This is a genomic window from Massilia violaceinigra, assembly GCF_002752675.1.
Taxonomy (GTDB): domain Bacteria; phylum Pseudomonadota; class Gammaproteobacteria; order Burkholderiales; family Burkholderiaceae_D; genus Telluria_A; species Telluria_A violaceinigra.
This window is the reverse complement of sequence record NZ_CP024608.1, coordinates 1544618-1558616: the sequence shown is the minus strand read 5'-3', so window position 1 is coordinate 1558616 and position 13999 is coordinate 1544618. Positions and strand designations below refer to the sequence as shown.

General features: G+C 60.3%; 13 protein-coding genes. 7 read left to right on the top strand and 6 right to left on the bottom strand.

Features of this window, described 5'->3' with window-relative positions; all coding sequences use genetic code 11:
- The first annotated feature begins 34 nt into the window (after window positions 1-34).
- The 5 genes from coaE to CR152_RS06960 all read left to right on the top strand — a co-directional run bounded on the left by coaE (window position 35) and on the right by CR152_RS06960 (window position 4536).
- A complete protein-coding gene (gene coaE / locus CR152_RS06980; RefSeq protein ID WP_099874262.1) occupies window positions 35-640 on the top strand; it encodes a dephospho-CoA kinase in 606 nt (201 codons plus the stop codon).
- Between the two features lie 3 nt (window positions 641-643).
- Window positions 644-1798, top strand: a complete 1155-nt coding sequence (gene coaD / locus CR152_RS06975; RefSeq protein ID WP_099874261.1) for a pantetheine-phosphate adenylyltransferase — start codon at window positions 644-646, stop codon at window positions 1796-1798.
- Between the two features lie 353 nt (window positions 1799-2151).
- The gene (locus CR152_RS06970) at window positions 2152-2397 is read left to right on the top strand and encodes a hypothetical protein (protein ID WP_099874260.1); all 246 of its coding nucleotides are present in this window, start codon (window positions 2152-2154) and stop codon (window positions 2395-2397) included.
- Between the two features lie 1090 nt (window positions 2398-3487).
- Complete coding sequence (locus CR152_RS06965; RefSeq protein WP_099874259.1) at window positions 3488-3976, top strand: YcxB family protein; 489 nt, start codon at window positions 3488-3490, stop codon at window positions 3974-3976.
- Between the two features lie 215 nt (window positions 3977-4191).
- Complete coding sequence (locus CR152_RS06960; protein ID WP_099874258.1) at window positions 4192-4536, top strand: hypothetical protein; 345 nt, start codon at window positions 4192-4194, stop codon at window positions 4534-4536.
- 262 nt (window positions 4537-4798) lie between these two features.
- Here CR152_RS06960 and CR152_RS06955 read toward each other — a convergent pair whose 3' ends face one another.
- The 5 genes from CR152_RS06955 to CR152_RS06935 all read right to left on the bottom strand — a co-directional run bounded on the left by CR152_RS06955 (window position 4799) and on the right by CR152_RS06935 (window position 11366).
- On the bottom strand, window positions 4799-5434 hold the full coding sequence (locus CR152_RS06955) for a GNAT family N-acetyltransferase (protein ID WP_099882062.1): 636 nt from the start codon (window positions 5432-5434) through the stop codon (window positions 4799-4801).
- A gap of 228 nt (window positions 5435-5662) precedes the next feature.
- Complete coding sequence (locus tag CR152_RS06950; protein WP_099874257.1) at window positions 5663-8335, bottom strand: DNA topoisomerase III; 2673 nt, start codon at window positions 8333-8335, stop codon at window positions 5663-5665.
- 258 nt (window positions 8336-8593) lie between these two features.
- Window positions 8594-9058, bottom strand: coding sequence for a Smg family protein (locus tag CR152_RS06945; RefSeq protein WP_099874256.1), 465 nt, complete (start codon window positions 9056-9058; stop codon window positions 8594-8596).
- 66 nt (window positions 9059-9124) lie between these two features.
- Window positions 9125-10255: a DNA-processing protein DprA gene (gene dprA, locus CR152_RS06940; RefSeq protein WP_099874255.1), complete on the bottom strand. Its 1131-nt coding sequence runs from the start codon at window positions 10253-10255 to the stop codon at window positions 9125-9127.
- Window positions 10256-10262: 7 nt separating this feature from the next.
- Window positions 10263-11366 carry a LysM peptidoglycan-binding domain-containing protein gene (locus CR152_RS06935; RefSeq protein WP_099874254.1) on the bottom strand — a complete coding sequence of 368 codons (1104 nt, stop codon included), beginning with the start codon at window positions 11364-11366 and terminating at the stop codon, window positions 10263-10265.
- A gap of 282 nt (window positions 11367-11648) precedes the next feature.
- Between CR152_RS06935 and def the strand changes: the two genes are divergently transcribed.
- Entirely contained in the window at window positions 11649-12191 is a 543-nt protein-coding gene (gene def / locus CR152_RS06930) for a peptide deformylase (protein ID WP_099874253.1), read from the top strand.
- Window positions 12192-12540: 349 nt separating this feature from the next.
- The gene (fmt, locus tag CR152_RS06925; RefSeq protein ID WP_099874252.1) at window positions 12541-13497 is read left to right on the top strand and encodes a methionyl-tRNA formyltransferase; all 957 of its coding nucleotides are present in this window, start codon (window positions 12541-12543) and stop codon (window positions 13495-13497) included.
- Window positions 13498-13511: 14 nt separating this feature from the next.
- Here the strand turns inward: fmt and CR152_RS34630 are convergent, their stop codons facing one another.
- Window positions 13512-13748, bottom strand: a complete 237-nt coding sequence (locus CR152_RS34630) for a BrnA antitoxin family protein (protein WP_099874251.1) — start codon at window positions 13746-13748, stop codon at window positions 13512-13514.
- Window positions 13749-13999: the final 251 nt, after the last annotated feature.

Here is a 13999-nt window from a genome sequence, read left to right as displayed (position 1 = left end):
GGATGAGCAACCAAACAATTGAACGGGCTACAAGATGAGCTTCACTCCCCCCAAGATATTGGTACTGACCGGCGGGATCGGCAGCGGCAAGTCGACCTTCGCGCGCGCCTTTGAAGCGCTCGGTGTGCCGTGCATCGACGCCGATGCGCTCGCGCGCACGGTGCACCAGGACCCGGCGCATCCGGCCACGATGCAAATCGCGCGCGCATTCCCGCATGCGATGGCGCCCGATGGCAGCCTGGCGCGCGGCACCTTGCGCAGCGTGTTCGCGCCGGACCCGGCCGCCAATGAAACATTGAAGCGCATCCTGCGCCCGGCCGTGCTGGCGCTGGCAAACGACTGGACGCGCAGCCAGCAGGCGACTTATGTGGTGTGGGAGTCGGCGCTGGCGATGGACCAGGCCCTGCCGGCGGCGCGCGTGCTGGTGGTCGATACATCGGACCAGAACCGGGCGGCGCGCATCGCCCTGCGCAATCCCGACTGGAGCGGCGCGCAGGTGGCCAGCATCATCGCCATGCAGCTGCCGCGCGCCGATTATCTGGCGCGTGCCGACGACGTGGTGGAGAACGACGGCACGCTGGACGACGTGCGCGCCCTCACCTTGCAACTGCATCACCGATACACCGACCTGTGGAGCTGAACCTTGAAAAAAATCGCATTCTCCGGCACGCTCGACCCGATCACCAACGGCCATTTGTGGGTGATCGGCGAAGCGCGCGAACTGGCTGACGAAGTCGTTGTGCTGATCTCTGAAAACCCGTTCAAGAAGCCGCAGTTCCATGCCGCCTCGCGCAAGGAGATTGTCGAACGCAGCGTGGCCGCGCAGGGCTGGACCAATGTCAGCGTGGTGCTGGTGCGCGGCGACTACACGGCGCGCGCGGCCAAGCGGCTGGGCATCGACTTCCTGATTCGCGGCATCCGCAACACATCCGACTTCGATTACGAAAACCTGATCCAGCAAGCCAATGTCGATGTGCTGCACGGCGCGAAAACGCTGTTCGTGATGCCGCCGCGCGATCTGGGATCGGTCAGTTCGAGTTTCGTGCGCGGGTTGCAGGGACCGGTCGGCTGGCACTGGACCACGCGCCAGTTCATGCCGGCGCCGGCCTACGCCGCGTGGATTCTCGACTGGCTGCGCAAGGACTGGGACAGCCTGTGGCCGGCCGAAGACGCCAACGCCGCAGCCTGGTTCGCGCGGCTGACCAGCGAGAGCGCCTACGGCTCTTGCCAGCGGCCGTATCACAACCTCGATCATCTGGTGCACGGGCTGACCGAAATCACCGTGTGGGCGGCCAACGCCGGCGCCAGCGCGGCGCAGATGGCGATGCTCAAGAAAGCGTTCTGGTTCCACGACGCGGTGTACGGCGGCGGCACGGGGACAGGATCGAACGAGGAACAGAGTGCGCAGCTGTGGCTCGCATCAAACCTCGACAGCGGCGCGGCGGCGAACGAGGTGGCCAGCCTGATTCGCGCCACCGAGCATCTGGCGCCGGTGTCGCTGCGCCATGCGCTGCAGGATGTGATGCAGGGCGTGGACCTGGCGATCCTGGGCCAGGCCGCGGATGTTTACGACGGCTATGCGCGCTCGGTGCGGGCCGAGTACAAGCACGTCGAGGAGGCGGATTACCTGGCCGGCCGCGAACGCATCCTGGTGCACTTTCAAGCGCAAGCCAAGGCGGGCACGCTGTACCCGAATGGATATTTCGCGGATCTGTACAACGAGCGCGCGCGCGAAAACCTGGCGCGCGAACTGGAAATGCTGCGCGAGCGTCAATCGTTTGCGGGCGAGTGCCCATGATGGGAGGCTATGTGTGACAGCACCCGTTTGAAAATGGGCGTGCTCGCACTCAGCGCCGTTTCCGGCGCACATTAGCTGCAAATGAGCTTGCAATCGAGAGCACTGGCCCGCATTCCATGCTGATGTGCTCGCACTAAATACAAACAGCAAAGGGCAGCGGATTTGCCCCGTTTTGGTCGAGATCTGTCGGTGATAATGTCTCAAATATGCAGAAACAACCCTTGTGATACGCAAAAATCGTCTCAATGGCAACGCCTCGCATAGGTACACCTGTACGGTACAATCGTCTCCAGGCAACTTCCGCCTTCGGCCAAGATCCGACGTTCAACGATTTTTCCAAAATAGGAAACACTATGACCCCAGAAGTTAAATACGAACGAATTGGGAAGTTCGTTTACGGTTCGTGCAGGCATGGCGGGGATATTACCGACGTCTACAATTGGATGGCAGATGAGCTTGGCCTGACACGTCCCAACAAGGACGATGAGGATGGCATAGATGGGTTGCAAGCTGGTTATTTTAATAAATACGTGAGCGACGATCAATTTTCAGAGAGCCATCAGCGCTTCATGAAAATAATGGGTATGCGCGAAGTCTGAGCCTATCATATTAACCATGGGGCGCTTTGCCCGAAAACGGCCGACATCGGACATCCTCAACGGTCGAGTACAATCGGCAGAAGTCGGCCAGGAGCAGTCAGTCAACTGTGGCGCCTTGATCGGACTGCACTTAATCGACCACAACCGGTAAAGGGTTTAAACAAGTGCATAGCCAATGAGTTTTTGTCCATGACGAATTTTTTGTTTCGTCCACCACACTGATCACCAAACCTTTGAGAAACTTTGACCCCCAACCCAACTACAGCTTTGCCCAGATGGCCACGATCGCGGGGGCCAATTTCACACTTGGTGTGTTAATAGCTACACTCTCGCATAATTCCGATTCCAACCTCCCGGATTTGTCGACACTGGCGACGGCCCATGGGCGCGTCGCGGAGGTTAGCCCGGGAAAAATTGGTGTTAAGTTTAAACTCTTTGGACGCGACGAAACATTCAACTATCCAACGATTGCTCGAGGAAACATCATCGTAGATCCGGCTTTACGCGGCGCGGGAAATCAGGAGGTTACTGTGGGGTATGAGCATACGCCAGACATGCCACTGGTAGGGGGCGCCACCCACACGGTATGGCAACTCGACGTTGGTGGTAAAAGAATCTGTTCATTCTCAAAAACCCGCGCGGGTTTCCGTTCAAATGGGGAACTCGGTGTCTGGGTGGGAGGTTTTCTTGCACTCTGCGGCGCTTACCTGTCTGTTTTGGCGTGGCGAGCACGATAGCGCTGGAGTCTATGAGGCATCAAAACATCTGCGCTTGGAGCGCCGGCGACTAACCGCAAATGTCCGCAATGGGGCGAAAGGTACCGATGGCCGCAGTTCTGCGACCGTCCGCCTCGACCATCTGGCTTTCCGTCAATGTTGCGCGTATGATAGTTCGGTCCTGGCGCCTGCAACTGATGACGGCATGGCCGTGACCGTGCGCAACCAGACACTACGCTGCAAATTATGAGCGCTGTGGCAATCCAAATGGCTACCAATTTGGTCGAGTCGGACGGCCGGTACACGACGAGTATTATGTTTCATTTTTCGGGCGGCCGCCGCTCACCAAAAAGTTAAGCCTCAGGATCATCGATATGCGCATTGAATTCGACTTAAAATTCCGCGATTATTTGCTGTTCAATGCTATACACCAACTCATGTCGATTCCAGTGCAGATCTTCTACATATGTGGCGCGGCGTTGATTTTCTTTATGCCAAGCGACGGAGACACCTTGCCGGTCCGAACACTTTCCTCAGTTATCGTATATTTCGCAATGTGGATGGTTCAGTTGCTTTTTAATGTAATTTATCTCTTTTCGTCCAGAAATGGCACGCTATTTACGAGAAGAACCATTGAAATACAAGATGATGCTTTTTTTGAGGAAACTCGCTTCAACAAGTCCTACCACTACTGGCCAGGCATTCTTAAGGTGGTCAAACGACTTGGATATGTTGCCGTGTACGTTAATGCGCACGCTGCCCACATAATTCCTGCTCGTGCATTTTTAAATGTTGACCAACGTGCTCAATTTGTAGCCACCGTAAGAAATAAGCTTCTTTTGGTTGGCAATAAGACCGCTTAAAAGTTCCGTCGAGTCGGACGTGCCGGATGTGGCGCTGGTGGTTGTTTAATTTTCTGGCGGCACGCAGCTCGCGTCAATGTTGACCTACCTCTGGGCGTCCGCTATGGGCGGCAGCTGCCGAGATCGGACCGTGCTGCAGCCGTCGAGTACAATCGGCAGATGTCGGCCAGGAGCGGTCGTTCAACCTTATTTACCTTTTCAAACAGGAACTACAAATGGGACTTTTCGGATTTGGCAAGAAGCCTCTGCCGATGGACCGCTATGCTGGGAAACCGTTTCTTAAGCTGGTCGATTCCTTCGTATTGAAATGTATTGATGAGCTCGATCCATCACAGGAAGCGCTTCTTGTAGCAATGACTCCTAAATTTCGAGAATCTTTTTCGACCGCTGGTTCCTGGGGGGACATCGTGATCGACCAACTCCACTTTCCGGTGGATATCCGGGATTCCATCAATGTGATGTGGACTAGGAATCAGGAAATTGCTAAACAAGGTGGTACGACGCTCGCTCCAATGCAGTTTGTCGAAATGTTCGTCGCCAGGAACGTTGAGGATTCCTAAAGTTCTATGGCGCCGACGCTGTTTGGCAATGACCGGTTTGGGGCGACAGCACCCCCTTCGCGCAGACCGAAAAGGGAGGTACCGATACGGGCCGTCATTTGCAGTTAGCGTGGCCGGCGGCCATGGAATGCGAGCCGGCGCCATCGATAGCAAGCTCATTTGTAGATAGTGTGAGCACGGACCTGCCTTCGTCTGCAGTAAATTCGAACCGAAATCGGCGTCGAATGCGAGCACGGTCGATCTGAAACGCCAGCCGCTACAGCTATGGGGCCGGAAGCACGGCCGTGGAATACGGTGCCAGCACGCGCCAGCCCAGGGAGAGGTACAGCGCGCGTCCGGCCTCGGTGGCGACGAGCAGGCGCTCTGTCGTTCCGGCTTGTTCGGCCACAGTGTCGAGCGCGATCATTAGCGCGCGGGCAAGGCCCTTTCTGCGATGAGACTCGACGGTTTCGATGCGGTCGAATACGGCGGTTCCATGGCTCAGCGCCACGCGCCCTATTGCCGCCGTCTGCCCCGCCGCGTCAAGCAGGCGGATAAGGGATGCCCCATTTTCCTCTTCCATTCTGGCCGTGTAGCCTGCTGGCGATGCGGCTGATGCAGATATCGGCGTGGACAGGTACATAAGATAGTGGGGAGCTTCGATCGTCCAGCGGTCGGGAAGCGCGCGGCGCATGTGATCGGGATCGACCGGTGCCTTCAGATAGACGAAGGGCTCGTGGATGCGCGATGCACATTCTTGAAGCGCTTCACCTGCATCCGCAAAGACGTGACGGCGCAACTGGTCGGGCCGACCGACGTCCACTGCCAATCCTCCCCCGTGGTGTCTGGGAAGCGGCACTCCGCGCGCCAGGCTCCAGCCAGTCAGCCAGCGTTCAAGAAGGCTCAAATCGACGTTCATGAATTGCGTCTCCAACATGGTGATGGTGCCAGTACAGCACGACGCTTCCCGTCCGACTTACGTTCCAGTAGACGGGCGCGGAAGAACAGGAGGTGGTCACAAACTGTGACCACCTCAAAAAACTGAAATTGACAAACGAATACGGGCCCGGCCATAAAAGCCGCAACGCGGTTTCTACAGACGGGCCCGTATCTGGATGCCAGCCCTGGCACCAGGCGGTACAGCGGATTATTCTTCCGCAACAACTTTCTTGACGGCGGCTTTTTTCGCTGCCGGCTTCTTGGCGGCAGCCTTCTTGGCCGGCGCTTTTTTAGCCGCCGCTTTCTTGGCCGGTGCGGCTTTCTTCGCCGTGGCCGGTGCCGCCTCGTCGCCCTCGGGATCGGCTACCGCAGCTGCCTTGCCCTTGGCCGGCGCCTTGGCCTTGCGCTCCTCGAACTCGAAGCTGATCTTGCCATCCTTGCCCTTGACCAGGAAAGCCTTGAACGGACGACGCGTACGCTGCGATACAAATCCCGGCATCAGATCGGTCTTGCCATCGTTGAGCAGCTTGACCATTTGCTCAGGCAAAATTTCCTGCTGCAAGATGATGCGTCCGCTGCGGAAGTCGCAGGTCTTCGGCTTGGCCACGCTGTGCTCGCACACATACGCCAAGCCCATCTCGAATACGCCGGCGGCGCATTTCGGGCACGGTCCGAGCGCGGTCTGGCCGGTGAAGTCGACGCCTTCGCCATCTTCGCCGCCTTCATCGTTCTGGCCGAAATCGAACTCCAGCTTGCAATTCTTGATATCTTCATCGCGCACGATGCGCAGAATCGCGGCAAACGGACGCCCCATCTTCGAGCGGAAGCCCTGCATCGGGCCGATCGTGCGTTTTTCCAGCAACTCTTCAACTTCGGCGATCTCGAACTGGCGGCTGCCAGGCGTCTTGCTCATGTTGAATTCGCACTTGGTGCAGGCGAAACGGCGATAGTTTTCCTTGACCACGCCGCCGCAGTTCGGGCACGGCGTGTGCAAGGTCGCGTAGTCGCCGGGAATGGTGTCGTTGTTGTACTCCTTGGCGCGCTTGACGATGATCTGGGTCATCTGGGCAATTTCACGCATGAACTCGTCACGCGAAATCTTGCCCTTCTCCATTTGCGACAGCTTGTATTCCCATTCGCCCGTCAGTTCCGGCGCGGTCAGTTCGTTCACGCCGAGGCCGCGGAGCAAAGTCATCAGTTGCGATGCCTTGGCGGTCGGAATCAGTTCGCGCCCTTCGCGCAGCAGGTAGCGCTCGCCCAGCAAGCCTTCGATGATGGCCGCGCGCGTCGCTGGCGTGCCTAGGCCCTTGCCGGCCATGGCGTCGCGCAGTTCATCGTCGTCGATCAGCTTGCCGGCGCCTTCCATGGCCGACAGCAGGGTCGCTTCCGAATAGCGCGCGGGCGGCTTGGTGACCAGGGCGTTCGGGCTGACTTTTTCGGTCTGCACTTTTTCACCCTTGGCCACGGGAACCAGGTTGCCGCCGGTGTTGTCGTCCTTGTCGCTGTCGGTCGACGCTTCCTTGCCGTAGATCGCCAGCCAGCCCGGATTGGTCATGACCTTGCCTTCAGTCTTGAACTGGTGGCCGGACACTTCGGTAAAGCGGGTGGTGACCTGGAATTCCGCAGGCGGGAAGAACACGGCCATGAAACGGCGCGTGACCAGGTCGTACAGCTTCTGTTCCGGCTCCGACAGATTCTTCGGCGCCAGCGTGGTCGGGATGATCGCGAAGTGATCCGAGATCTTGGTGTTGTCGAAGATGCGCTTGTTCGGCTTGACCCAGCCCTTGTCGGTGATCTGCTTGGCGAACTGGTGGTAGTTATTGTTTTCCGCCAGGCTCACCATGGTGTCCTTGACGGTGTTGATGTAGTCTTCCGGCAGATGGCGCGAATCGGTACGCGGGTACGTCAGCACCTTGTGCTTTTCATACAGCGCCTGGGCCAGGCCGAGCGTGTTCTTGGCCGAAAAGCCGAAACGGCCGTTGGCTTCGCGCTGCAGGCTGGTCAGGTCGAACAGGGCCGGCGCCATCGAGGTGGTCGGCTTCGATTCTTCCGTTACATTGCCCTGGCGGCCCTTGCAAGCCATGGCGATGCTGTCGGCCGCTGCCTTGCTCCACAGGCGCTCGGGGCGCTTCTCGGGGTCGTTCTCGTCCTTCTTGAAGGACTGGTCGAGCCAGCGCCCTTCGTACACGCCGGCGGCGCACACGAACTCGGCGCGCACTTCCCAGTAATCGCGCGAGATGAATTTCTTGATCTTGTCTTCGCGCTCGACCACGATCGACAGGGTCGGCGTTTGCACGCGGCCCACGGTGGTCAGGTAGAAGCCGCCTTCCTTGGAGTTGAAGGCGGTCATGGCGCGGGTGCCGTTGATGCCGATCAGCCAGTCCGCTTCCGAACGGCAGCGCGCGGCGTCGGCCAGCGGCAGCATTTCTTCGTCGCTGCGCAGTTGCGTGAAGCCGTCGCGGATCGCGCCCGGCGTCATCGATTGCAGCCACAGGCGCTTGATCGGCTGCTTGGCCTTGGCGTTCTGCGCGATCAGGCGGAAAATCAGCTCGCCTTCGCGCCCGGCATCGCATGCGTTGATCAGTTGGGTGACATCCTTGCGCTTGATCAGCTTGTTCAAGACCTTGAGGCGTGCTTCGGTCTTGGCGATCGGGTTGAGCGCGAAATACGGGGGAATCATGGGCAGGTGGGCAAAGCTCCACTTGCCGCGCTTGACGTCGTGCTCTTCCGGCACCGCGATTTCCAGCAGGTGGCCGACAGCCGACGACAGGACATATTCGTCCGATTCGAAGTACTCATCGTGCTTGGTGAAGCCGCCCAGCGTCTTGGCGATATCGTTCGCGACGGAGGGCTTCTCGGCGATGATGAGGGTTTTGGTCATAGGTTTTCTCGTCGTACTATATTAAGTGGTTCGGCCCGCGCATCATACATGCTTGGCCGCAGCAGGCGGCATTTTGCCGGCCTGATATCGAAATTGTAACAATCCGATAGAGCGGCCAATGATAAGCGGGTTGTCGGGAAATCCGCAAGTAGCCACTGCATGCCAAAGCGCACAATCTTGCCGGCAGCGGGAGAAAAGCGTTGCGTGGACGGGAAAACGGGAACGCCGCCGGGCTTGCGCGGGCGGCGCCGGCCGGACTCAATGCAGCAGGCGGGGAGCCTGCTCGTCGTCGGAGCCGAACAGGTCGTCGAACATCAGCGCGTCCGGTTCCTTGCCCTGGCTCCACAGCAGCATCAGCACGATGATCTTGAGCTTGCCCAGGCCCACGGGCGACTCTTCCAGCGCCAGCGCGCGCTCGATGACGATTTCGCGCTGCACAGGGCTGAGCACGCTCGCGCTTTCGAGGAACTGGATGAAGCCGACCGCGGCACTGCCGAGCGCATCGTATTCTTGCTGCACGTAAAAGCGGGTGCCGCTGGAGGTGAACGACAGATTGGTCTCGTCGCCCGCCATTTCGGTCAGGTCGGTCAGCCACACGAGTGCTTCCGAGATCTCGACATCGTCGAAACCGACAGCGGACAGTTTACGCGCCAGCGCGGCCGGCTCGGGGCAGGCATCGGGGCGGTAGTACGTCTCGTAAAGGTAGACAAGGATATCGAACATGGCTCTACTCTATCAGTTAAGCTCGCTTGGGCACAAGCCCCGTCCGTGCGCCCCTTGCGCGGTTTCTTACCGCTTTACGCGCTGGAACAATCCGCCCGGCAATCGTTCAAGATGACCGGCAAGTTCCAGTGCCAGCAGCTGGCCCGCCAGCGTGCCCGGGTCGCTGCCGGTCAGCGCGGCCAGCGCATCGGCGCCGCTCGGTTCGTACGCCAGCGCGTCGAGCAGCGCCAGCTGGCCGGCGTCGCGGATGGCCGTCTCCGGCGCCGCCACGTCCAGGGTGGCCAGCGGCGCGACCTGCAATGGAATCAGGATGTCGTCGACGCAGTCGACCAGGGTGGCGCCGTCGCGGATCAGGCTATGGCAGCCCTTGGACAGCGGAGAATGGATCGAACCGGGAATGGCGAACACGTCGCGCCCCTGCTCGGCCGCCAGCCTGGCGGTGATCAGCGAACCCGAGCCGGCGGCGGCCTCGACCACCAGCACGGCGCAGCACATGCCGCTGATCAGGCGATTTCGGCGCGGGAAGTTGCCGGGCGAAGGGCCGGTGCCGAGTGGGTACTCACTGACGATGCAACCTTCTTCGGCGATGCGTCTGGCCAGCTCTTCATTGCGGCGCGGATAAATGCGGTCGGCCCCGGTGCCGGTCACGGCCACGGTCGAGCCCGGACCGCGCAAGCCGCCATCGTGGGCGGCGGCATCGATGCCCAGCGCCAGCCCGGACACAATGGTCAGGCCGGCGCCGCTGAGCGCACTGGCGAAGGCGCGCGCATTGGCCGCGCCCTGCCCGGTGGCATTGCGGCTGCCGACCACGGCCACCGCCGGCGCCGACAGCAGCGCGACGCGGCCGGCGGCGTACAGCAGCAGGGGCGGCATGGCCAGTTCGCGCAGCAGCGGCGGGAAAGCGGGATCGTCGGGCGTGAGAAGATGGTGATCGGGCTGGGCCAGCCAGTCGTGCACGGTGTCGAGGTAGGCGGCGCAAGCGTGCGGCATGGGCTCGCACAGGGCGCGCGCAACGCTGTCGGAGACAAGCTCGCGCAAGGAAAGATGGGAGGCGGAAAAGATGGACTGCGGGGTGCCGAAGCGGGAAAGCAGACGGTGCGCCGTACCGGGCCCCACGCCCGGGGTCTGCTCCAGGCGTACCCAGGCAGCCAGGCGTTCGGCCTGGCTGACGGGATGGGCGGGGTCCGTGTCTTGCACGGCGGTTTTACTCCGGTGATCTGGCCACGTCGCCGACTTCCACCGGCTCGGTTACCTGCATGATCAAGCCGTACGACACGCGCTTGAACGTGCGGAAGATGAACAGGGTGCCGGACTGTTCGTCAGGCAGCTTGATCGTCGGTTTCGTGGTACGAAGGATGCCCGTTTTTGCGGCACCCGGGTCGACCACACGTTTGCCCAGATTGTACAGCTGGAGAACGGTGCCGACATCGACGCCGTCAAGCGTGCCGCGGTTAATGCTGACCACCTGGTTCTGGCCGGCATGGGTCACGCCCGAATACACGCCCATGACGCGCGCGTCGACCTTTTGATCGGGCGGGTGCGGCATATAGTTGCGCATGACGGTCGGCGGCGCCGGAATCAGCAGGTCGCCCACGCCGATTTCCTGCTTGGACGTGGCGACCATGAAGGTGTGCACGTCGACGCCCGGCTTGGCTTCGGCAAACAGCTTGGCCGTGCCCAGGTACACCGCTTCATAAGCGACCAGCTTGCCGTTTTCCGGATCCTTGAGCGGAGTGCCCGGACGGAACACCTGGAACGAGCTGCCACCCTTGAGGTTGCCGCGAACGTAAATCTTGTCGTCCTTGCCGAGGTAGACATGGCCTTCCTGGGCTGCGGCGATGCGCGGCGAGCCCTTGAGCTCGTCGGCGTCGACGATCAGCGGCTGCGACAGGAACGGCTCGATCACGCCCGACGGAATGGCCTGGATCGCATCCTTGCCCAAGCCTTCGGTACGCACCTGGGGCGACAGGCGCAGCACGCCATTGGCGCTGCCCGAGCCATCGCCGCTACCCGGACGGGACAACGACAAGCGGTTGTTTTTGCGGTCGAAGTAGATCACCTGCCCCGGATAAATCCAGTGCGGGTTGCGGATCTCTTCCTTGTTCAGTCCCCATACCTGGGGCCAGCACCATGGGTGCTCCAGAAACTTGCCGGAAATATCCCACAAGGTGTCGCCCTTGACCACCAGATGCTGGTCAGGGGCATTGGGCCGGAATTCGCAGGTGGCCGCTTGGGTCGGGGCTGCGAGCAGTCCCGCAAAAAGCGCCACAACCGCTACGCGGACGCCGACTGTGCTAAAATTTTTCATTGAGATGTCCGTAAAGTGCGGCATTAACACGGAATTGCTAGCTGGACACGTCACCTTGCCAGCCACAGCGCAAGAGACAGCGCGATTTAACGCTACCCTATCGACGATATCGATGATAAGGCTTGCCGAACTGGATCAAATTCTGCACATAAATCCTTGAACTAGCAAGAAAAACCATGCTCAACCCAGTTGTGGGTCTGTTGTGTTTTTGTTGTGTTTTAGAATCTTATGCGTATGAGCACTTGAAATTATCACCGAATTGTTATCGAAATTACTAGACCTATGGCAATACTGAATATTCTCCGCTACCCTGACGCGCGCCTCCACAAGGTGGCCAAGCCGGTCACCGAATTCGGCGAGCGCATCACCAAACTGGTGGCCGACATGGCCGAGACCATGTACGACGCGCCCGGCGTGGGCCTGGCCGCAAGCCAGGTTGACGTGCATGAGCAACTGATCATCGTCGATACGTCCGAGACCAAGGACGACCTGCGCGTGTTCATCAATCCCAAGATCGTTTGGGCAAGCGCTGAGAAGCAGGTTTACGATGAAGGCTGCCTGTCGGTGCCAGGCATCTACGACGGTGTGGAGCGCCCTGCCCAGATCAAGGTCAGCGCGCTCGATGCCGAAGGCAAGCCGTTCGAGCTGAGCGCGGATGGCTTGATGGCTGTGTGCATCCAGCACGAAATGGACCATTTGATGGGCAAGGTGTTCGTGGAATACCTGTCGCCGCTCAAGCGCAACCGGATCAAGGCCAAGATGCTCAAGGAAGAGCGCGGGATGGAACGCGAAGCGGCGCTGCGGGCGTCGGGTCGCCGGCACTGATTGCAGGCTGGCGGCAGGCTGCTGGTACGCTGTCGGTACCAGTTGACAGACCGTTAGTCATCCGCCGGCGCACGGCGCCCGTCGCCCGTCACACGTAAAACCGTCGTTCCCGCGAAGGCGGGAACCCAAGTTACCAGCGCAGTCGAGAACTGAGCAACGGACTTGGGTTCCCGCCTTCGCGGGAACGACGGCTTTTAGCGTTGCTGCAGGTTTTTAGTGTTACTGCCGGTTTTTAGCGTCGCTGCCGGTTTTTAGCGTCGCTGCCGGTTTTTAGCGTTACCGCCTGTTATAGCGTTGCGATCCACATACAGTCGCTTTGTACTTTGAACTGTTTTAACCCAGGAATCCCATGAAAATCATCTTTGCCGGCACGCCGGAGTTCGCCGCCGTCGCCCTCCAGGCCCTCCATGTTGCCGGCTTCGAGATTCCACTCGTCCTGACCCAGCCCGACCGCCCCGCCGGCCGCGGCATGCAGATGCATGCCTCCGCCGTCAAGCAATTCGCCCTGGCCCACGACATCGAGGTCCTGCAGCCGCTCTCCCTGCGCCTCGACAGCAAGGACCCCGAACGCGCCGCCCAGGCCGCCGCGGCCCACGCGCGCCTGCTGGCCACCGACTATGACGTGATGGTGGTCGCCGCCTACGGCCTGATCCTGCCGCGCAGCACCCTCGACATCAAGCCCTGCATCAACATCCACGGCTCCCTGCTGCCGCGCTGGCGCGGCGCCGCGCCGATCCACCGCGCCATCGAAACGGGCGACCTTGAAACCGGCGTGACCATCATGGAAATGGAAGAAGGCCTCGACACCGGCCCCATGCTGCTCATGGAACGGGTGCCGATCCTGCCGGGCGACACCACCGCCAGCCTGCACGACACCCTGGCGGCGCTGGGCGCACGCATGATCGTGGACGCCCTGCGCGCGCGCGCGGCCGGCACCCTGCACCCGGTGCCCCAGCCCGACGCGGGCGTGACCTACGCGGCCAAGATCGGCAAGGAGGAAGCCGCACTCGATTTCTCCCTGTCCTCGGCCGAACTGGGCCGCAAGATCCGCGCCTTCAACCCCTTCCCCGGCGCCCACGCCGAGGTCAATGGGGTGGTCATCAAGATCTGGGGCGCCGAAGCGCTCGACGCCGGCAGCGACGCCGCTCCCGGCCGGATCCTGGCCGCCGATGCCCAGCACGGCATCGTTGTCGCCTGCAAACATGGCACCCTGCGCCTGACGGAACTGCAAAAACCCGGCGGCAAGCGTCTGCCTGCGGCCGAGTTTCTCAAGGGATTCCCTCTGGAAGGGCTCAGCCTCGACTGAGTCCTTCCGCCAGCTTACTGAGCCGCGTCGCGCTCAGCCTGCTGCGCTTCCATATATTCACGCAGGATCTGGTTGATGCGGGTCTGGTAGCCTGGACCTGCGGCTTTGAACCATTTCAGCATGTCGACGTCGAGGCGGATCGTGACGATCTGCTTGAGCGGCGCGGCAACTGGCGGGCGCTGCACGGTGCTGGCGTCACCCTGCTGCATGGATACTGGCTCGGACCAGCTGGTTTGAAAATCATCGTTCATTTATGTATTCCCCGTAAAGACGCACTGCGGCGTCATCGGAGCGATTGTCGTTTGCCCATGTAACGTAAAGATTGCAGACACGCTACATTTTGTATCATCTTGTATCAAGCCGGTATTTAAATACAAAACGATACAAAGCGAACTGATCATTAAGCCTCCAAAAAACCAAAAGGGCACGATGACGTATAATTTTAGACCCGGTCCCGGCCGGCTCCTGACCCGCCCAACGAAAGCACACCCATGACTACCGC

What these genes read in the sequence shown, in the direction of transcription:
- coaE (WP_099874262.1), top strand. Translation starts at nt 35, where the DNA reads ATGAGCTTCACTCCCCCCAAGATATTGGTACTGACCGGCGGGATCGGC.
- CR152_RS06970 (WP_099874260.1), top strand. Translation starts at nt 2,152, where the DNA reads ATGACCCCAGAAGTTAAATACGAACGAATTGGGAAGTTCGTTTACGGT.
- CR152_RS06965 (WP_099874259.1), top strand. Translation starts at nt 3,488, where the DNA reads ATGCGCATTGAATTCGACTTAAAATTCCGCGATTATTTGCTGTTCAAT.
- CR152_RS06960 (WP_099874258.1), top strand. Translation starts at nt 4,192, where the DNA reads ATGGGACTTTTCGGATTTGGCAAGAAGCCTCTGCCGATGGACCGCTAT.
- CR152_RS06955 (WP_099882062.1), bottom strand. Translation starts at nt 5,434, where the DNA reads ATGAACGTCGATTTGAGCCTTCTTGAACGCTGGCTGACTGGCTGGAGC.
- CR152_RS06950 (WP_099874257.1), bottom strand. Translation starts at nt 8,335, where the DNA reads ATGACCAAAACCCTCATCATCGCCGAGAAGCCCTCCGTCGCGAACGAT.
- CR152_RS06945 (WP_099874256.1), bottom strand. Translation starts at nt 9,058, where the DNA reads ATGTTCGATATCCTTGTCTACCTTTACGAGACGTACTACCGCCCCGAT.
- CR152_RS06935 (WP_099874254.1), bottom strand. Translation starts at nt 11,366, where the DNA reads ATGAAAAATTTTAGCACAGTCGGCGTCCGCGTAGCGGTTGTGGCGCTT.
- def (WP_099874253.1), top strand. Translation starts at nt 11,649, where the DNA reads ATGGCAATACTGAATATTCTCCGCTACCCTGACGCGCGCCTCCACAAG.
- fmt (WP_099874252.1), top strand. Translation starts at nt 12,541, where the DNA reads ATGAAAATCATCTTTGCCGGCACGCCGGAGTTCGCCGCCGTCGCCCTC.
- CR152_RS34630 (WP_099874251.1), bottom strand. Translation starts at nt 13,748, where the DNA reads ATGAACGATGATTTTCAAACCAGCTGGTCCGAGCCAGTATCCATGCAG.